We start from the raw sequence: 18,696 nt of genomic DNA, 5'->3' as shown, positions 1-18,696 counted from the left end.
CAAATCAGCTGTTAGGGCATTTTGTGTGGGGGATTTTTGTTCCCATGGTATCATATTCGTAGAAGTAGAAATGAGGAAATTTTTATGAGAATTGTGATTATAGGAGGGTCCTTTGCGGGGATTCAGGCCGCAATAACCAGCCGTGAATATTATCCCTTTGCCGACATTATTCTATTGGAAAAACAACCGGAGATAGGGTATATCCCTGGAAGCCTCTCTTTGCTGCTGCAAGATAAGATCGCTGACTTGAATCAGCTGCATTGGGTAACTCTTCAGAAATTAACCGTTGATTATCAAATAGATGTGCAGTGCAACCAAACCGTGGTCGGATTGACAGACGAAGGCAGATTGCAAGTAGCAGCAAATGAAATCGTTTCCTTTGATCGATTGATTATTGCCACCGGCTCGGGACAATTCTCTCGCTACGGTTCAACAGACGAAAGACCTGGCGCTAGAATTTTGCGCTTTAAAACAAAAGGCGAAGCGCAGCAGCTATTAAACCAGCTGCCGGAAGCTCAAAAAGTAGCAGTGATCGGGGCTGGGCAAGTTGGGTTAGAGATAGCAGAAGGATTACAGACTATAAACAAAGAAGTCCATCTATTTGAAAGCAATCCCCAATTGCTCTTTCGTTATTTAGATAGTGAGATGACCCAACCGCTAGTTGAGGCTGTGCAAGCTGCTGGAGTACAGCTTCATTTGAATGCTTATGTGGAAGACTTGTTGGAAAAAAACGAGCAGGTATTGCTGACAGCTGCTGGTGAACAGACTGCCTTCGATCTGGTGTTAGTAGCGACTAACACTCGTCCCGATAACAGTCTATGGGAAAAAGCGCTGATTTTGAACGATGATGGGACCATTCAGGTCGATAGCTGGATGCAGACGAGCCGGACCAATGTTTTTGCGGTGGGGGATGCCATTCAAGTGAGCTTCCAACCGACGGGTGAAGCGATGTATATTTCGTTAGTAAACAATGCGATTCGCACAGCCAAGCTGGCTGCAGCGAATTTGAATGGCCCGAAAAAAGCTGATCCAGGAACCTTGCGAACAATTGGCAATTATTTATTTGGTTATTATGTAGGGAGTACTGGTTTGACTGAAAGTGAAGGAATTTTTTATCCCGGTACCTTGGAGACTCAGACTTTAGAACTGCCGGTTCATCTGTTTACTACGGAGACACAGCGAATCAAAATGATTTTTGATCAAGAGACAAAGGAGCTGCTAGGTGCTCAGCTGTTAAGCAGAATGCCTGTATTGGAGGCCCTTAATCGGTTGGCAGCGGCCATTCGGCTAAAGGAGACAAAAGAACAGCTGCTGCAAAGCGAAGAATATTTTCATCCGGCTTTGAACACCCCACAAACGCTCTTTGCCAGAATTGAGGACCGCCATGAGGATTGAGCAGCTTCTAGACAAGAAGGAACAGCTGCAGTTGCTGATTTTACGCCAGTTAATTCTGCAGGGAGGGCAGTTTTCTGCAACCGAATTACGAAAAGAAGTGGGATTGTCACGGAATGCTTTTGAGCAATATGTCAGTGATTTGGAATATGTTTGCCAAATTTCTAAGATTCCTTTACGGCTCTTTTATGAGGGGACGGATTTAGTTCTCCATATTCCGCCAGAACATAATCTGAATGATATTGTGGAACTATTTGTAGCGGACAGCATCAACTATCAAATTTTGGATTTTTTACTGCGGCATAAAGAATTTACCATCGTTCAATTGGTGAATGAACTGATGATTAGCGAGTCCTCAGTTTTTCGTAAAATTAAAGAGTTAAATCGTTTATTGGCCGAGTTTGGTCTGCAAATAAAAAATGGTCAGTTCTTGGGAGAGGAAGCACAAATTCGCTATTTTTATAATCAGGTTTATTCTTTTTTACCCAAGCGAATGCCAGAATACATGCAAATTACACCAGAAAATCAAAACTTTATTCGCGCGCTGGAGCAGGTGCTGGAAACGCACTTTTCTTGGGAAGCAGCCTATAAAATTTGTCGATGGATGGGGATTACTCGTAAACGATTGACTGCTAAAAAAACACAAACCAAGAAAACTCAAAAGCTGATGACCCCTTATTTAGAAAATGTGCTGTACCAAAAAATTGATCATGTCGTGACACTGTATTTTAGCCGAACCTCTTTGGAAGTCACCAAGAGTGAAAGTCTGATCTTTTATGAGTTCTTTGTTTCTAATTATATGCTGGATGAAGATGAAGCCTATCGGTTTGAATTATTTCGGAGTAAAAAGCTGCCGACTGCAGTAGTGGATGTTTATGTAAGAGAGACTTTGCTCTTGCATTATCGCCCGCGCCGACTGCCAATTGATATGGAAAAGAAGATTGGGTACCATTTAGCTCAGATACACAATGAAATCTATTTTTTTCAAGGGAAAATCGAGCACTACCAACGGGACCAAATGCTAAACAAAGAAAAGCATTTGTTAGGCTCGGCCTTGAGCCAGCTGTTAGATCAGCTGACAGACTTGGCGTTACAACAGCTGAACCAGACTTTCGATAGCGAAAACACCTTGCATTTGTACCTTGCACAAAATTATGCCAGTGTGCTGTCTATGATTGATTTCTATTTGCTGGACAATCTTCAAATTGGTCTTGATTTGACTGGTTCCTGGAAGGAGCCGCTGTACCAATTGCTAATCAGCGATTTGCGGCCGATTATTGGAATTCAAATTGAGGTGTATCAAGCCAACCGCAGCTACGATTTAATCCTCACAACGAAAACCCATCAGCTGGATTATTTGGAACAGCCGCTTGTTTATCGTCTCTCGGAGTTTGCTTCTGCTTATGATTTAAAGGAAATAAAAACCTGTATTTACCGTTTAAAAAAGACAAAAGTTTAAAAAAGACTGCTGGATCAAAATCCTTGATGCAGCAGCTATTTTTAAAGAAACTATCACAGAAAGTAAAAATTCGCTGGTTTTTGACAGTTTGTTTTTTTGAAAGCGTTGTATGATAAACACAGTTAAGGAAAACGTTTGCATCGAATAGAGAGGAGAAACATCATGACAGCAAAAACTTATATCATGGCAATAGACCAAGGAACAACCAGCTCACGGGCGGTAATTTACGACAAAAAGGGGCGCCAAATCGGCAGCTCGCAAAAAGAGTTTGCCCAGTATTTCCCAAACGACGGCTGGGTTGAGCACAATGCAAATGAAATTTGGAATTCTGTTCAATCGGTGATCGCCGGTGCCTTTATTGAATCAGGAATTAAGCCGGATCAAGTAGAGGGAATTGGGATTACTAATCAACGGGAAACCACCGTAATTTGGGAAAAAGACACCGGTCGTCCGATTTACAATGCGGTAGTTTGGCAATCCCGTCAGTCAGCACCTCTGGCCAACAAGCTGAAGGAAGAAGGGCACAGTGAATTTATTCATAAGAAAACGGGCTTAATCATTGATGCTTACTTCTCAGCCACTAAGATTCGCTGGATTTTAGATCATGTAGAAGGAGCGCAAGAACGGGCGGAAAAAGGTGAGCTACTATTCGGAACCATTGACACTTGGTTAACCTGGAAGCTGACAGATGGCGGGGCCCACGTAACTGACTATTCGAATGCAAGCCGGACAATGCTGTTTAATATCAATGACCTGGACTGGGATCAAGAAATTTTGGACTTATTAACTATTCCTCGTTCGATGCTGCCAAAGGCTTGCTCTAATTCAGAAATCTATGGCCACACGCAAAGCTATCATTTCTTTGGAGCAGAGGTTCCTATCAGTGGTATGGCTGGTGACCAGCAGGCTGCCTTATTCGGACAAATGGCCTTTGAACCGGGAATGGTGAAGAATACCTATGGTACAGGTGCCTTTATTGTAATGAATACGGGAGAAGAACCTCAGCTGTCGAAAAACAACCTGTTGACAACGATTGGCTACGGCATTAATGACAAGGTCTACTATGCTTTGGAGGGAAGTATTTTTGTTGCCGGTTCATCTATTCAATGGCTGCGAGATGGCTTGAAGATGATGAAAAAAGCTAGTGATTCCGAGGATGCAGCGAAACGCTCGAAAAATAAAAATGAGGTCTATGTCGTGCCTGCTTTTGTTGGTTTGGGTGCTCCATACTGGGATCAAGAAGCTCGAGGTGCCATGTTTGGCTTAACGCGTGGGACCACTCGTGATGATTTAATTAAAGCAACGCTGCAATCAATTGCTTATCAAGTTCGCGACATTGTCGATACTATGCAAGAAGACACAGGAATCAAAATTCCAGTATTAAAGGTGGATGGCGGAGCAGCGAAGAACGAGTATCTGATGCAGTTCCAATCAGATATTTTGGATACGCCAATTCAACGGGCGAAAAACCTGGAAACAACTGCATTAGGCGCAGCTTTCTTAGCAGGCTTGGCAGTCGGCTATTGGAAGGATACCGATGAAATTCGTGAATTTTATGAAGCAGGAAAAATCTACGAAAGCAAAATGAAGGAAGAAGAACGAGAAAAATTATACAGCGGCTGGAAAAAAGCAGTAGCAGCAACACAGGCGTTCAAATAAGGAAGGAAGCGTTAGACGATGACATTTTCTATTCATACACGTAAAGAAACGATTCAAGCAATGCAGCAGGAAGAGCTGGACTTGCTGATTATCGGCGGAGGGATTACTGGTGCCGGAGTGGCTTTACAAGCTGCTGCCTCTGGAGTAAAAACGGGTTTAATCGAGATGCAGGATTTTGCAGAAGGAACCTCTTCACGCTCTACTAAGTTGGTTCATGGCGGCATCCGCTATTTGAAAAATTTCGATGTGGAGGTAGTTGCTGATACCGTTACTGAACGGGCGGTTATTCAAAGCATTGCCCCCCATATTCCAAAACCTGATCCGATGCTGCTGCCGATTTATAACGATGAAGGCCCAACAACGTATACGATGTTTTCAGTCAAAATAGCGATGGATCTTTATGACAAATTAGCCAACGTCACAGGCACCTCCTTTGAGAATTATGTAATTGATCCAGAGGAAGTTTTAAAAAGAGAACCCTACTTGAAAAAAGAAGGGCTCCAAGGAGCCGGTGTGTATCTGGACTTCCGTAATAATGATGCGCGTTTGGTGATTGAAAACATCAAACAAGCAGCGGATGACGGGGGCTACATGGTCAGCAAGATGAAAGCGGTTGGATTTTTATACGAAGATCAAAAAATTGTCGGCGTAAAAGCTCGCGATTTATTAACCGGCGAAACCATTGAAATTCGAGCAAAATTAGTTATCAATACCAGCGGTCCTTGGGTGGATAAGGTTCGCAATCTAAACTTTACCCGGGCAGTGGTTCCCAAAATGCGCCCGACAAAAGGTGTTCATTTAGTGGTGGATCGTAAGAAGCTGCCTGTTCCACAGCCAACTTATTTTGATACAGGCAAGCATGATGGACGGATGGTTTTTGCCATTCCAAGAGAAAACAAAACGTACTTTGGCACTACAGATACCGATTATAATGGCGACTTTGAAGATCCAAAGGTAACTCAAGAAGATGTTGATTATTTGCTGGATGTTATCAATCATCGCTATCCAGAAGCAAAGCTTACCTTGAATGACATCGAAGCCAGCTGGGCAGGTTTGCGCCCGCTGTTAATGGGCAATGCTGGTTCTGACTACAACGGCGGTGATAACGGATCGATTTCTGAAAAAAGCTTTGATGAAGTCATTGAGGTTGTGACACGCTATCGAGCGGAAGCGGCTTCTCGTGATGAAGTGGAGCATGTATTAAACCATTTGGAAAATAGTCGCAGTGAGAAAGAGCTGTCTCCTTCACAAGTATCTCGCGGAAGTTCGTTGGAGCGTGAGGAGGATGGACTTATTACCTTATCAGGTGGGAAAATCACTGATTATCGCAAGATGGCTGCTGGGGCGATGAAACTGATTCAACAGCTGCTGAAAGACGAATACAACCAAGAGATAGAAGTCATCGATTCAAAACATTATCCCGTTTCTGGCGGTCACTTTGATCCAGCTAAGGTGGATGAACACGTTGAAATGTTAACGAAGCAAGGGGTTTCTGCTGGTTTGCCAGAAGAGGAGGCTCGCTACATTGCTGATTTTTATGGAAGCAACGCGCAAGAAATCTTTAAGCGAGCACAAGAAGAACCCTTCCCAGGTTTGTCAGCTGCTGAGTCCGGCCGCTTACGCTATGCCTTGGAAGCAGAGTTGAGCTTGACGCCGGCGGATTATTTGATGCGCCGCACCAACCATATTCTTTTTGAACGAGATACATTGGATAACCTGAAGCAGCCAGTTGTTGACGCGATGGCGGAGTATCTAGCTTGGGATGAAGCTGAAAAACAAAGACAGCAGCATGAATTGGATGCCGTAATCGCTGAGTCGGATTTGTCAGAATTGAAAGCGGGGATGAACTAGATGACAGGAGATATGGCAGAAATTTTTGGTGAATTTATTGGAACGATGATTTTAATCGTTCTAGGCAGCGGTGTCTGTGCCGCAGTTAATTTGAATAAAAGCAAGGCACAGGGCTCCGGCTGGATTGTTATTGCATTTGGTTGGGCGATGGGGGTAGCGATGGCTGTTTACATTTCCGGCTTTATGGGACCTGCACACTTGAATCCGGCAGTTACTATAGCAATGGCGATGACCGGTAATCTAGAAGTAGGCTTGATTGTACCCTTTATTATCGCGCAAATGCTCGGAGCTATTGTAGGTGCAACGTTGATTTGGCTGGCGTACTTACCCCATTGGGCTGTTACAGAGGACAAAGATGCCATTTTAGGTACTTTTGCCACAGCTCCTGCAATTCGCAACTACCCAGCCAACTTAATGACTGAAATCTTAGGTACCTTTGTTCTGGTCTTAGGATTGTTAACCTTCACGCAAAACGAATTTGCAGGTGGTGTAAATGTCTTAGCTGTGGGTGGATTAATCTTAGCTATCGGACTTTCATTAGGTGGACCAACGGGATACGCGATTAATCCGGCCCGGGATTTAGGACCACGGATTGCCCATGCGATTTTACCGATTGCCAATAAAGGCGGCTCTGACTGGGCGTATTCTTGGGTACCAATTGTCGGACCAATGATTGGCAGCGTGATCGCTGTATTGGTTTATCAAGTAATGGTTTAAGTTAAAAAAAACCTTGAGAGGCTGACTGTTGTCAAACCTCTTAAGGTTTTTTTTCTAACCCTTTTGTCAGCCAGTGAGACTTAAAACGAAAGTCCTCCACCAGCTCGGCTTCCGACCACTGATTAGCCAGCATATCCGTGAGAGAATCAATGACCAGCTTCATGGAAAAATACATGAAACTAATACTTTCCTCGACAGAATCAACCTCAAAAGAATTCTTTTCCAAAATTTCCTGCCACAAAGCCAGCCCGTGGCTAGCCTCATTGCGATAAGAAAACAGGTAGCTGTTTTGCGTTAAAAGCACGATTTCCTGGTAACGAAAATCTTCTTCCTCCAGCTTCGCAGCCAATAGCAGAAACTCCTCAATGCCTCGGAAAAAATCTCCTTCGTGATGAGTGATATACTCAATGATTTCACCATGAATCTTTCCAGCGTAATAGTGAATCACATAATCATAGGCATCATTCAAATCCTCGAAATATTTATAGAAAATCCCGCGGGACATCTTCAAAGCAGCAACAATGTCACTTACTTTCACCTGACTAACCGGTTTTTCATAAAAGATGGTTAAGAGCAGCTCGCGAATCTGCTGTTGCCGCTCAAGTGGCAGGTTATTAAAGGTCGATTTAGGCAAAGCAATTCCTCCTGACTTAGTCTATTCAGCGACTGTATCATACCACGATTTTCCCCATTCGACTCTTACAATCGATTCCCTGGTTAAACAAATCCAGTAAAATCAATGATTGATCAAGCCCTCAGAATGCATACCCTTCCAAATTAGCGTTGCTGACGATAATGATCTTAGCAAGCCTGCTGGGAAAAAGTACCTGCATTCCAACCTAAAGCTGGGTGAGTTAACGTAGCCTTTCCTTGATATTATAGCACATGAGCAAATCAAGTGACATTATGTCACTTTGAGAGTAAGATAGCAAAAGTAAAGGAGAGGATGACACCTATGTATTTAGCATGGAAAGAGATTCGCTATTCAAAATTGCGTTATGGATTAATCATCGGCATCATGTTTTTGGTTGCTTATGTGGTCTTTATATTATCAGGGTTAGCCAATGGACTAGCTCAAGGAAACCGTCAAGCCATCGATGACTGGCAGGCCAAAACAGTAATCTTATCTGAAGACAGCAACAAGATCGCCAGTGCCTCTCAGTTGACTCGAAGCGACCTAGAACGGGTGGATGCTTCTGACAAAGCCGCAGTAGGAATTTTTTCTTCAGCAATGGAGCGCAGCAACAGCAATAATAAAACCAATGTTTCTATTTTTGGTGCAGACAGCGACAGCTTTATCGTACCGAAAATCAAGGACGGCCGTTCAGTAAAAGCCAAGGATGAAATTGTCATTTCCGAAAACTTGGAAAACGACGGCTTCAAACTGAATCAAACCGTCAAACTGGGAGCTGGCAAAGAATTCAAGATTGTCGGAGTTGTTCCGGCAACTACCTATATGATCGCACCAGTGGTTTATATGAATTTAGAAGGCTACACGAGCTTAAAATACGGTGCACAGCCTTTTGCCAGTGAGAATCAAAAGCCTATCAGTGCCATTGTCGTAAAGGATAAAACACCTAGTCAAGTTTCTATTACAACGGATGATGGTCAAAAAGAAATGCAAAAATTAACCAGCAACGAATTTGTCGAAAACCTGCCTGGTTACAAGCCTGAAAAATTAACCTTGGATGCGATGATTTACTTCTTATTTGTTGTCGTTGCAGCGATTATCGGTATTTTTATGTACGTAATGACCCTGCAAAAAACAGCCATTTTTGGTGTTATGAAGGCACAAGGGGTTTCAACTGGTTATTTGGTTCGTTCAATTTTAGCTCAATCCTTGATTGTTGGGATTGTCGGTGTAGCACTGGCAGTTCTGTTTAGTGAATTGACCAGCTTGGTATTACCTGATGCGATGCCGTTTGCTGTAGATTGGCTGGAATGGGGCATTTACAGTATTATCCTAGTGCTTGTGGCAATGGTCGGCGGCCTGTTCTCAATTCGTACCGTCACCAAGGTCGATCCTGTTACCGCGATTGGAGGAGAATAGCATGAACAACGAAATTTTAGTTATGAAGGATACCGTGAAGAAATTTGGACAAGGACATACTGAAGTTACCGCCTTAAAAGGTGTCAATTTCACGGTTCACGGGGGAGAATTTATCAGCGTGATTGGTCCTTCTGGTTCTGGGAAAAGTACCTTCCTGACAATCGCTGGCGGTCTGCAAACACCTACCAGCGGTACTATCGAGATTAATGGGCAGGACTTTACTCATATGGGAGAGAAGGAACGATCTCAAGCTCGTTTCAAGGAAATCGGTTTTATCCTGCAAAGCTCTAATTTAATTCCTTTTCTTAAGGTAAAGGAACAATTTGAATTAGTCGAACGGATTGAAAAGCAAAAGAATGCGGAGAAAATCGAGGAACTGTTGAAGTCATTGGATATTTGGGAGCTGCGGGAACAATTTCCTAAGGCTTTATCTGGCGGGGAACGTCAGCGGGTAGCAATTGCTCGGTCGTTGTTTAATGAACCAAGCTTAATTCTAGCGGATGAACCAACGGCCAGCTTGGATTCGGATCATGCCTTTGATGTGGTTAAGCTTCTAGCCAAAGAAGCTCATAACCGAAATAAGGCGATTGTAATGGTAACCCACGATGAGCGAATGACAAAATGGAGCGATCAGATTTACCGCATGGAAGACGGTATCTTAGTTTCGCAAAAATAAAACTTGCCAATTTTCCTATTTCTTGTGTATGATGACTAAGTCAGTAATTAGGAAGTAGGAAAATCATGGATATCTATTTAAAAAAAGCAGCACTGCACATTATCGACCGGGAAACCGGCAATCCGATTTATAGCCAGCAGGAGCTGGATTTAACGAAAGAATTCGTTCGCGAATACTTGATTAAGAAGATTCAAAAGCTGTCCTCGGCGCAAACTAAAACGGGAATTTTAGCTGAGGATTCGGAATTTGCTCAGCTTAGCCGTCAGGCTGAACACGACTTCTTGCCAGCCAGTGAGAAGATTGTAGAGCGCTGGTACAATGCTTATCAGGAGAGCGAAGAAGCACCCAGTGCCGATGTGTTTGTAGCATTGTATGAAGAAGATACTCAGCTGTACGTAGCCTTTTTAAAGATTAATTATCATCAAGGCTACACGCATATGGTGGATTCCAACGATGCTGGGATAAACAATGAATTAATCCTGCATCAGTCGATTCTTTCTGGAAAAACACAAAAAGCTGATGAAGGCTTGACTGTGAATCTAGACAATCTAAGCTTTGAATTGATCGAAAAAAAATATCCCTTCTCAGGAGAAAAACGACTGTATTTTTCAACGGAGGTCATCGAAAGTGAGCCAGCACCTTCTTTAGAAGAAAGTGTCAAGGTCATCAAAAAGGTTGCTGAACGGATTGGCTCCCAATTTGAAAATCCGAAGCACGATGTAGTTGCTGACGTGAAGGAAGCCGTTTATGAACTAGTGGAGGAACACGGACAAATCGATGCCAAAGAAGTTTCTCAACGAGTCTTCAAGGACAATATTTCGGCACAATTAGCCTTCCAAGAAGAAGTCGTAGAAAAAGGCTATGTTGATCAAGCCCCGTTGCCTCGCGAAGTTAGAGAAATTAGCGAAAAGAAATACGGCAAACAAAAACTAAAGCTTTCTAACGGAATCGAATTGATCGTACCTTTGGAAGTCTATCGTAACCCAGAGCTGATCGAATTCATCAATAATCCCGATGGCACCATCTCAGTAACGATAAAAAATGTTGACGAAGTCATTAACCGCTTATAGTGGTTGATGGCTTATTTTTAATGATAATATTTCTGTTTGCGTATCTTATTTATGAGACATAAAAAGCGACAATAGGAGGATATCATGAAAAAAATCTTTATTGGCAACTATAAAGGCGGCGTCGGCAAGACAACGAGTACCTTGTTTTTAGGGAAGTGCCTGAAGGATCTAGGCAAGAAGGTTTTACTGATGGACTTAGATCCCCAAAGTTCTCTCAGCGAGATTTGTATTAAGAAGGAGGACAAGGAGCGCTCGCTGGAATATCTTGAACCCAAGCAAACCCTGAACTATGTTTACGATCTTTCGATTGATAATGTGCGCAAGGGCTATAATTTAGACGTGCAATTTGACCTGGATTATTTGATTAGTCAATACGAAGAAGGGTTGGATTTTGTGGCATCGAGTTTGTATTATCGAGAAAATGTTGGCTTAGATGAACTAAATATGAGCATGGAAAAGGATATACGTTATTTCTCTATTTTAGCGAAGCTAATTCGCAATATTGAGGATAAACTGCCTGAATATGACTATTTGTTAATGGATTGTCCACCCAACAGCAGTGTCATTACTCAAAGTGCTTTTCTGATGTCTGATGCCTATCTGATTCCCACCATTGTCGATTCAATAAGTGCTAAGGGAATCATGCATTATACAGGAAATATTTCTAAAATCCATGCCAAATAATGTACTAATCATCAGGATGCGTATCTATTTAAGCATTATTTCGGAGAAAATCCTAAATTGATTGGCATATTCTATACACTTATTCGGGGGCAGGTTAGGTATGACGAAGTGATTGAAAAGTTAAGAAATGAATTGGGAAAACTAAATATTGATCAATGTATTTATGTATTTGAGAGTTTTACGAATAATTATGTAGCTGTTACTAGAGCAGTTGCAGAAAATAAATTGGGTAATTTACATGTATCGAAAAATACATACCCAAAAATCACAAAAGAGTTTCTAAAGAGGCTATCCGATTTGAATCTGTAAGAAAAATTATGTAAAATAAGTTTACAAGTATAAGGGGAGTGAAGGACGATGACTAAGACTAACCAAACTCTTTTTGAGGATTTCATGCAAGCTTTAGCTGATGCCAGTCGTACTGCTCCTGTCCGTCCAAAACTGAAGGAATTGGAGAATAAATTTGATTTAGAAGATATGGATCAAATTTTGACCCTGTTTTACAAGGTGAATAGAGCTAAATTGAAAAACGCGGATAAACCAGTCGCTCCTCATATTCCTAAAACGTCCAAAATGCTTTCTCGCCCAGCAGAGGTCAGTGAAAAACAGTACTCCGAAGAAGAAGTGCGAAAGATATTTAAGACAGAAAACAAAGAAGAAACGATTCGCAACTATACAAAAAGAGAATTGACCGATATGTATATTTCTCTGACAGGGACTAAACTACTAACTAGCAGTAATAAATCAAATATCTACAATAGTATCCAAGGACTCTTTGATGCGCAGCAACGTGGAGCAGCTATCTACCGAAACTATATAGAGAGACCTTGGGAAAAAGTAAAATAATCATTATGTGCCGATGACCGGTAAGTCATCGGCATCTTTTATACTAAATCAAAAACATATTGAACTGAATAGGAGGTACCATGCTATACTCTCAGTAAAAGGAGTGAAGCCCGATGTTCAAATCTAACCAAGCCTTTCTGGAAGACTTCATGCAAGCCTTAGCTGAAGCCAGTCGTACTGCTCCTGTTCGTCCAAAATTGAAGGAATTGGAGAATAAATTTGAGCTGGAAGACATGGATCAAATTTTAGCATTATTTTACAAAGTGAATAGAGCCAAATTGAAAAATGCGGATAAGCCGGCCACGCCTTTTGTCCATAAAACTACAAGCACTTCTAAAATGTTCAATAATCCTGGCGAAGTCAGTGGAAAGCTATACTCTGAAGAAGAAGTGAAAAAAATTTTTAAAACAGAAACCAAAGAAGAAACGATTCAAAACTATACAAAAAGAGAACTGACCGACATGTATATTTCTTTAACAGGGTCTAAACTATTAACCCGCAGTAATAAATCAGACGTTTACAATAGTATCCAGTCATATTTCGATGCAGGAAAGCGCGGAGAAGCCATGTACCGACACTTCTTTATGAATTCAAAAGAGAAAGTAAAATAGTTTTCATGTGCCGGCGACCTAAATATCGCCGGTATTTTTTACACCACAACAAAAAAAGATGCTAAGCCAATACTCAGCATCTTCTCAAAAATCATCTAAATTCACATTCTCCTGCAATGGCCAAAAGCTGATCGATATCGCCCTGGTTATTAAAAGCACCCAATGAAAAGCGAATAAACTGATCTGCACTAATACTCAAACAAACATTGTTGCTGCGGAAATAATCGAACATCTTCTGCAGCTGATCAGTTTTTAGCGACACGATGCCGCAATGAGCAGCTTCTTTTTCCGGTGTAACCACTTCAAAGCCTAGTTCGACTAATCCGGCACGCAGCTGATCATAAAGAACACGAATGTGCTGCCAAATCGTATCAGGTCCGATAGTCAAAATTTCCTGCAGTGCATCATGCAAAACATAAATTCCCAAATTGTCTAAAGAACTGTTCTCCATCTTACCGGCCTTCGTATCCTCTGAACAGCTTAAGGAATACTGCCCCTCGGCTTCTTCAATATGAATATAAGAATTAGCTGCCGTATAAACAGGCCAAATGTGTTTCAACAAATCTGGATGATAATACGTAAAGGCTGTACTGTTAATGCCGCAAAGTCCTTTATAAGAGGCTGCAGAAACAGTAGCAACATGCCATTTTTGAGCCAGAAAAGGCTGCAAGCCCAAACTCTGAATGGCATCAACGATCAAGAAAATCCCCCGTACATGACACCAGCGGCCCAGCTTCTCTAAATCGATCCGGTAACCAGTCGCTGATTGTACATGGCTGACCAAAATCATACGAGTTCGATCGTCAGCCGCAGCAGTCAGCTCTTCAATTAAGACCTGTCCATCTTCTCTAGCAGGAACTACTCGGGCTTCAACACCGCGGGTTCTGGCAGCATTCAAACAGGGCATCAAGACAGATGGGTGTTCCTGTCGGCTGGTAACGATGTTGTCGCCAGGCTGAAAATCGAAGCCCTGAAGAATGGCATTGATGCCTTCGTTCGTATTACGGGTAAAAGCGATTTGCTCTGGCCCCAAACCGCCGACTAGCTGATTTAACAATTCGCGAGTGGCATCCAGTGTTTTGAACAAAGTCGCTCGACCAGGGCCGCCACGTTCATTGTGGAGCGCACCATATTCCCAATCGTTGAAGTATTTCTCGGGGGCTTTTCTGGCGATGGTTGTGCCGCCGCAATCATAGGCATTATCTAAGTAAATACATTGCTGGGCAACGGGGAACTGCTGCCGATAGTTTTTTTGCCAATCCATTTTTTCACCTTATTCCTGTTGATTCTTCGCAAGCTGACACAAGTAATTGGCTACCGCAAGATCTTCAACGGCCATTCCCAGTGCTTCGAAAACAGTGATATCTTCCTTAGTTAATCTGCCAGGAACCGTTCCCTGCATTACTTGGCCGATGGTTCCTAAATAGTGCTCATTGGTAATCGCGCCATCATTAAGCGGGATAAGAAAATCACCAGCTTCATGTAGGACGGATTCCCCATTATCACCGAAAAAGCGGGCTTTCTGTACAATGTCCGTGGCTAATTCACGGGTGTCGGCAGTACAAGCACCTACCGCATTAATATGAACGCCAGGCTTCAGCCAAGCGGCTTCAATAATCGGTGTTTTGGCTGGAGTGATCGTACAAACAATATCAGCATCCTGCACTGCTTCTTGACTAGTAGGGCAGGCAGTAATGGCAATCTGCTGCTTCGTACTTTCCCTTTCAGCAAACCGCTGAGCCCGCTCAAAATCTTTATCCCAAATAGTAACCTCTGTTAACGTAAATTGAGTCAGTAAGGCCTGCAGATGAGATTCACCCTGTTCACCAGCACCCAATAAAGCCAATTTGCTAGAATCTGGATTCGCTAATACTGTGCTGGCAGCGGCACTGACTGCACCGGTGCGCAGCTTGGTTACAGAAGTTGCGTCCACGATGCCCTTTAACTGACCGTGTTCCTTTTCAAAAATTAAGATCTGTCCTTGATGGGAAGGATAGCCATCCTGACTGTTTTGTAAATAAACACTTAAAATTTTCGTTCCAAAATAACCGGAATTAGAATAGCCCGGCATTAAGCCTAAGATATTGTCGTTAGGCATTTTAATCGCGTTACGCAGGTATTGAACATCCTCACCAGTTTCTACATTTTTCAATGTTTCAGCCATTAAGTCAACACAGACCTGCATATCCAAATGTTCTTCCACAAAAGCTGCATCCAAAACTAGAAGTTCTTGTGACATGCTTTTCCTCTTTTCTTAAATCGATTCCGGCAAAATGCGTTTTAGGAAGCGACGTGTGCGTTCTTCTTTTGGATTCGAGAAGATTTCCTCTGGCGGTCCTTCCTCGACAATGACGCCTTCATCCATAAAAATCACCTTGTTGGCTACTTCAGAAGCAAAGGCCATCTCGTGAGTAACCACAATCATGGTGACGCCTTCGTCCGCAATCTTTTTCATGATCTTCAGGGTTTCGCCCACCAGCTCCGGATCAAGCGCAGAAGTCGGTTCGTCAAACATGATAATCTCAGGATTTAGCACAATCGACCGAGCAATACCTACACGTTGCTGTTGTCCGCCTGATAATTGGGAAGGGTAGGAGTCATATTTTTCAGCTAAGCCCACTTTGTCCAAGGCTTCTTTTGCCCGTTTTTCAGCTTCTGCTTTAGGCACCTTACGAGCGATAACCAGGCCTTCCATAACATTTTCCAGTGCAGTTTTATTGTTAAATAAATTATGATTTTGGAAAACAAACGCCGTTTTCTTACGAACAGTTAAAATTTCTTTTTTCGATGCATGCTTCAAATCCACTGTCTCTCCAGCAATAGTCAAGGTACCACTGTCCGCTTTATCCAAAAAATTGATGCAGCGCAGCAGGGTGGTTTTCCCTGAACCGCTGACACCAAGAATAACAATTACATCGCCAGTCTCTACCTTCAAGCTTACGCCCTTCAGCACTTCATGACGATCGAATTTCTTATAGACATCTTTAACCTCTATCATGCTTGGCTCCTTCTATAACGTCCCATACGTTCTTCAGCTAATTTTCCTAATTGGATACAAATCAGGCTGATGCCCCAATAGATCAAGGCCGCAGCCACATAAGCCTCCAGGTAGCAGTAGTAAATGCTCGCAATCTTTAGTCCAGCGTTCAACACATCCTGAACCCCAACTAAGATAACCAGGGCAGACAGCTTCACCAAGGAATTGATATTTCCGATCAAGGTCGGAACCAATACTAAAAAGGCTTGCGGCATAATAATACGGTAAAAGGTTTGGAACTTGCTTAAGCCCACCGTATAGCCGGCTTCATATTGGCCTTTGTCTACAGACATCAACGCCCCCCGAACAGACTCAGAAAGCAAGGCAATTGCTGCAATCGACAAAGCAAAAACTGCCACATAAATCTTATCCACTTCAGAAACGGTAATCTTCCAGCCCAATGACTGGGCAATAGCATTAAAATTACTATTAAACCACAGTCCAGCAATCAAAATAATCAAATTGACCGGGATAGCCTTAACAATGGCAATGACTACTGTGAAAAACTGATCCAGCACCCTCACATGAAAGATTCGAATCAAGGCGATCGGTGTACCAATCAGCAAACCGACAATCAAAGTAGTTGCCGCAATACCAAGACTAACCGGAATCTTCATAAAGCTGGCCTGCAAACATTCAAGAAAATAATTTAGTTGAAAGTTCATGCAACCACCTTCTTTCTTCTGCTGGATCTGTGATTAACCACAGCAAAAATACCTTCTAAAATTAGACTGATAGCGGCAAAAATAATTGCCACACCAATATAGCCTTCAATCGAATGCCGAGTAGTAGCTGCGATCATTCGCACTTTTCCCATCATGTCGGCCACACCGATCATATAAGCTAAAGCCGTATCCTGCAGCAGCATGACAAACAAAGTCTCCAGCCCAGGAATTGCGACCTTCAGTGCTTGAGGGAAAACGATTCGATAGAAGGTTTGCCAGCCGGTTAAGCCCACCGAATAGCCTGCTTCCGTCTGCCCAATCGGAACGGACAAGATGGACGCCCGGATCAACTCCGCCATATAACCAGCCTGATTCAGTCCAAAGGTAATAAATACAAAAAAGATCTTGTTTACACCGCTCAAATCCATGTTTAAGTAAGAGCGGAATAATAAGGGCATTCCATAATACACAATGAACATTTGAACCAGCGCCGGTGTTCCGCGGAAAAAGGAAATCATCAAATAGGCCAGCTGATTTAAAACGGGAATTCGTTTGATACGAATCACCGCAAGCAGCGTTCCCAGCAGCAAACCGATAATTGTCGCTATGACAACAATCTGGAAGGTTACTGGGAGTTTTTGCAGCACCTGCGGAAAGACGTGAACAAAGCGTTCCCAAGAAAAAAAGTTAGAACTCATAGTTTACATCCTTTTCCCTAAAGCTTCTTATTTTGTATAATCTTCACCCAAGTATTCAGTAGAGAGCTTGCCAGTTTTGCCTTCTTCATGCAATTCTTTCAACGCAGCACTGACATCTTTTTCTAATTGTTCATCGTCTTTGTTGTACAGGTAGTAGCAGCCAGAATCAGCTTTGTCGCCAAAGATGTTTGAGCCATATTGTTCTAACCCGTCAAATTGCTTCACCCATTGGTCTGCATCAATTTTTTCATTAATATAAGCATCGTAAACCCCGTTCGTCAGATTGCTGACGATTTGCTCGTTTTCTGAATCTTCATAAACAATTTCAACGGCTTTTTTAGGATTTTCCTTGTTGTAAGCCTCCAATAAGTTCGACACATTTCCGCCAGTTTTTACTTGGACTTTTTTACCAGCTAAATCATCCAGGGTCTTAAAATTCTTGCCTTCTGCACCTAAGATCACGTAGCCGCCAGTGGTTACACTAGGCGTTTCAGAGTAAAGATATTTTTTGGCACGGTCTTCATTCCAACCAAAGCCGTGTACACCCATATCATAAGTGCCAGTATCCAGACCTACCAAGATGTTAGAGAATTCTGTTGGTTCATAGCTGAATTCATATTGTGGAAGTTTTTCATCGACCAACTTCAATACTTCATACTCGTAACCTGCCAGCTCTTCGTTTTCGTCTAAATAACAAAATGGATTGTAGGCATTCCCAATACCAATCTTGACTACTCGAACATCATCCGCTGAAGCCTTATCACTGTCACCAGTTGCCGCATCATCGTTGTTGCCGCAAGCGGTTAGTACGATCCCAGATAACGTTAGGGCACCAAGTACCGCCAACTTTTTCAAAAATTTATTCTTCCCCATAGATAAATACCCCTTTTCTCATTGTTTGTTCAAAAATTATTCATCTAATTTTAACTAAGTGTACATTCTTGAACAGGTGGTGTCAATCAGTCCTTTGAGTCTCTTTTTCAGAGAATTCACTAAAAAAGTAACCCAATTTTACAAATAAGATTCCTATTATCGACCAAAAATACCTCGAAACATCAGATTTTTCTGGGATACTAGCCACTTGTGAATTGTCTCATCAAATCCTAATGACTGATTGCCATTTGTCAGGCTTTTCGGTTATACTTTGGATGAAGATTTTCATTTAGCAAAAGGCAGGTGGGAAAGATGTTACATCAACGTTTTTGACTTTGAGTAAGTCATACGCTTAGAGGTTCTAAGTTAGTGAAGTCGATCGTCTTTCCTTCAAGCTGTTTTTTTGTG

General features: G+C 42.4%; 18 protein-coding genes. 11 read left to right on the top strand and 7 right to left on the bottom strand.

The annotated features are described in order from the left end of the window. The first annotated feature begins 84 nt into the window (after positions 1-84). The 5 genes from IGI46_RS17525 to IGI46_RS17505 all read left to right on the top strand — a co-directional run bounded on the left by IGI46_RS17525 (position 85) and on the right by IGI46_RS17505 (position 7,078). Positions 85-1,395: an FAD-dependent oxidoreductase gene (locus tag IGI46_RS17525; RefSeq protein WP_429964227.1), complete on the top strand. Its 1,311-nt coding sequence runs from the start codon at positions 85-87 to the stop codon at positions 1,393-1,395. Next, positions 1,385-2,851 (top strand): helix-turn-helix domain-containing protein, encoded by a 1,467-nt coding sequence (locus IGI46_RS17520; RefSeq protein ID WP_429973913.1) that lies wholly within the window; start codon positions 1,385-1,387, stop codon positions 2,849-2,851. The genes IGI46_RS17525 and IGI46_RS17520 overlap by 11 nt, the downstream gene beginning before the upstream one ends. Positions 2,852-3,013: 162 nt before the next feature. Next, a complete protein-coding gene (glpK, locus tag IGI46_RS17515; RefSeq protein ID WP_429964225.1) occupies positions 3,014-4,510 on the top strand; it encodes a glycerol kinase GlpK in 1,497 nt (498 codons plus the stop codon). An 18-nt stretch (positions 4,511-4,528) separates the two neighbouring features. Further along, complete coding sequence (gene glpO / locus IGI46_RS17510; RefSeq protein WP_429964224.1) at positions 4,529-6,361, top strand: type 1 glycerol-3-phosphate oxidase; 1,833 nt, start codon at positions 4,529-4,531, stop codon at positions 6,359-6,361. Next, complete coding sequence (locus IGI46_RS17505) at positions 6,362-7,078, top strand: MIP/aquaporin family protein (protein WP_207704826.1); 717 nt, start codon at positions 6,362-6,364, stop codon at positions 7,076-7,078. Between the two features lie 40 nt (positions 7,079-7,118). Here IGI46_RS17505 and IGI46_RS17500 read toward each other — a convergent pair whose 3' ends face one another. Continuing rightward, on the bottom strand, positions 7,119-7,712 hold the full coding sequence (locus IGI46_RS17500) for a TetR/AcrR family transcriptional regulator (protein WP_207704827.1): 594 nt from the start codon (positions 7,710-7,712) through the stop codon (positions 7,119-7,121). A 321-nt stretch (positions 7,713-8,033) separates the two neighbouring features. Between IGI46_RS17500 and IGI46_RS17495 the strand changes: the two genes are divergently transcribed. The 6 genes from IGI46_RS17495 to IGI46_RS17470 all read left to right on the top strand — a co-directional run bounded on the left by IGI46_RS17495 (position 8,034) and on the right by IGI46_RS17470 (position 13,015). Continuing rightward, positions 8,034-9,128, top strand: a complete 1,095-nt coding sequence (locus tag IGI46_RS17495; RefSeq protein WP_429964223.1) for an ABC transporter permease — start codon at positions 8,034-8,036, stop codon at positions 9,126-9,128. 1 nt (position 9,129) lies between these two features. Beyond that, the gene (locus IGI46_RS17490; protein WP_429973912.1) at positions 9,130-9,804 is read left to right on the top strand and encodes an ABC transporter ATP-binding protein; all 675 of its coding nucleotides are present in this window, start codon (positions 9,130-9,132) and stop codon (positions 9,802-9,804) included. A 65-nt stretch (positions 9,805-9,869) separates the two neighbouring features. Next, positions 9,870-10,874 carry a nucleoid-associated protein gene (locus IGI46_RS17485; RefSeq protein ID WP_429973911.1) on the top strand — a complete coding sequence of 335 codons (1,005 nt, stop codon included), beginning with the start codon at positions 9,870-9,872 and terminating at the stop codon, positions 10,872-10,874. A gap of 84 nt (positions 10,875-10,958) precedes the next feature. Then, positions 10,959-11,558 (top strand): ParA family protein, encoded by a 600-nt coding sequence (locus IGI46_RS17480; RefSeq protein ID WP_429964220.1) that lies wholly within the window; start codon positions 10,959-10,961, stop codon positions 11,556-11,558. A 357-nt stretch (positions 11,559-11,915) separates the two neighbouring features. Further along, a complete protein-coding gene (locus IGI46_RS17475) occupies positions 11,916-12,404 on the top strand; it encodes a hypothetical protein (protein WP_429964219.1) in 489 nt (162 codons plus the stop codon). Positions 12,405-12,517: 113 nt separating this feature from the next. After that, positions 12,518-13,015 carry a hypothetical protein gene (locus IGI46_RS17470; RefSeq protein WP_429964218.1) on the top strand — a complete coding sequence of 166 codons (498 nt, stop codon included), beginning with the start codon at positions 12,518-12,520 and terminating at the stop codon, positions 13,013-13,015. Between the two features lie 91 nt (positions 13,016-13,106). Here the strand turns inward: IGI46_RS17470 and IGI46_RS17465 are convergent, their stop codons facing one another. The 6 genes from IGI46_RS17465 to IGI46_RS17440 are packed head-to-tail and all read right to left on the bottom strand — an operon-like array spanning position 13,107 to position 18,288. Then, the gene (locus IGI46_RS17465) at positions 13,107-14,279 is read right to left on the bottom strand and encodes an aminotransferase class V-fold PLP-dependent enzyme (RefSeq protein WP_429973910.1); all 1,173 of its coding nucleotides are present in this window, start codon (positions 14,277-14,279) and stop codon (positions 13,107-13,109) included. 9 nt (positions 14,280-14,288) lie between these two features. Beyond that, on the bottom strand, positions 14,289-15,254 hold the full coding sequence (locus IGI46_RS17460) for an ornithine cyclodeaminase family protein (protein WP_429964216.1): 966 nt from the start codon (positions 15,252-15,254) through the stop codon (positions 14,289-14,291). A gap of 15 nt (positions 15,255-15,269) precedes the next feature. Continuing rightward, positions 15,270-16,013 carry an amino acid ABC transporter ATP-binding protein gene (locus IGI46_RS17455; protein WP_429964215.1) on the bottom strand — a complete coding sequence of 248 codons (744 nt, stop codon included), beginning with the start codon at positions 16,011-16,013 and terminating at the stop codon, positions 15,270-15,272. After that, positions 16,010-16,717 (bottom strand): amino acid ABC transporter permease, encoded by a 708-nt coding sequence (locus tag IGI46_RS17450; protein WP_429964214.1) that lies wholly within the window; start codon positions 16,715-16,717, stop codon positions 16,010-16,012. Before IGI46_RS17450 ends, IGI46_RS17455 begins: the two co-directional genes overlap by 4 nt. Then, a complete protein-coding gene (locus tag IGI46_RS17445; protein ID WP_429964213.1) occupies positions 16,714-17,415 on the bottom strand; it encodes an amino acid ABC transporter permease in 702 nt (233 codons plus the stop codon). The genes IGI46_RS17450 and IGI46_RS17445 overlap by 4 nt, the downstream gene beginning before the upstream one ends. Before the next feature lie 27 nt (positions 17,416-17,442). Then, positions 17,443-18,288, bottom strand: a complete 846-nt coding sequence (locus tag IGI46_RS17440) for a transporter substrate-binding domain-containing protein (protein WP_207704839.1) — start codon at positions 18,286-18,288, stop codon at positions 17,443-17,445. Between the last annotated feature and the right edge of the window lie 408 nt (positions 18,289-18,696).

Source organism: Enterococcus sp. AZ163 (assembly GCF_050498925.1).
GTDB classification, from domain to species: Bacteria; Bacillota; Bacilli; order Lactobacillales; family Enterococcaceae; genus Enterococcus_A; species Enterococcus_A ferrettii.
Note: the sequence above shows the minus strand (reverse complement) of the source record. Positions and strands in the feature narration are given on the sequence as shown.

Coding starts and splice junctions, on each gene's coding strand:
- IGI46_RS17450 (WP_429964214.1), bottom strand. CDS start 16,717: ATGAACTTTCAACTAAATTATTTTCTTGAATGTTTGCAGGCCAGCTTT.
- IGI46_RS17455 (WP_429964215.1), bottom strand. CDS start 16,013: ATGATAGAGGTTAAAGATGTCTATAAGAAATTCGATCGTCATGAAGTG.
- glpO (WP_429964224.1), top strand. CDS start 4,529: ATGACATTTTCTATTCATACACGTAAAGAAACGATTCAAGCAATGCAG.
- IGI46_RS17460 (WP_429964216.1), bottom strand. CDS start 15,254: ATGTCACAAGAACTTCTAGTTTTGGATGCAGCTTTTGTGGAAGAACAT.
- IGI46_RS17480 (WP_429964220.1), top strand. CDS start 10,959: ATGAAAAAAATCTTTATTGGCAACTATAAAGGCGGCGTCGGCAAGACA.
- IGI46_RS17520 (WP_429973913.1), top strand. CDS start 1,385: ATGAGGATTGAGCAGCTTCTAGACAAGAAGGAACAGCTGCAGTTGCTG.
- IGI46_RS17490 (WP_429973912.1), top strand. CDS start 9,130: ATGAACAACGAAATTTTAGTTATGAAGGATACCGTGAAGAAATTTGGA.
- IGI46_RS17465 (WP_429973910.1), bottom strand. CDS start 14,279: ATGGATTGGCAAAAAAACTATCGGCAGCAGTTCCCCGTTGCCCAGCAA.
- glpK (WP_429964225.1), top strand. CDS start 3,014: ATGACAGCAAAAACTTATATCATGGCAATAGACCAAGGAACAACCAGC.
- IGI46_RS17485 (WP_429973911.1), top strand. CDS start 9,870: ATGGATATCTATTTAAAAAAAGCAGCACTGCACATTATCGACCGGGAA.
- IGI46_RS17475 (WP_429964219.1), top strand. CDS start 11,916: ATGACTAAGACTAACCAAACTCTTTTTGAGGATTTCATGCAAGCTTTA.
- IGI46_RS17495 (WP_429964223.1), top strand. CDS start 8,034: ATGTATTTAGCATGGAAAGAGATTCGCTATTCAAAATTGCGTTATGGA.
- IGI46_RS17525 (WP_429964227.1), top strand. CDS start 85: ATGAGAATTGTGATTATAGGAGGGTCCTTTGCGGGGATTCAGGCCGCA.
- IGI46_RS17440 (WP_207704839.1), bottom strand. CDS start 18,288: ATGGGGAAGAATAAATTTTTGAAAAAGTTGGCGGTACTTGGTGCCCTA.
- IGI46_RS17445 (WP_429964213.1), bottom strand. CDS start 17,415: ATGAGTTCTAACTTTTTTTCTTGGGAACGCTTTGTTCACGTCTTTCCG.
- IGI46_RS17505 (WP_207704826.1), top strand. CDS start 6,362: ATGACAGGAGATATGGCAGAAATTTTTGGTGAATTTATTGGAACGATG.
- IGI46_RS17470 (WP_429964218.1), top strand. CDS start 12,518: ATGTTCAAATCTAACCAAGCCTTTCTGGAAGACTTCATGCAAGCCTTA.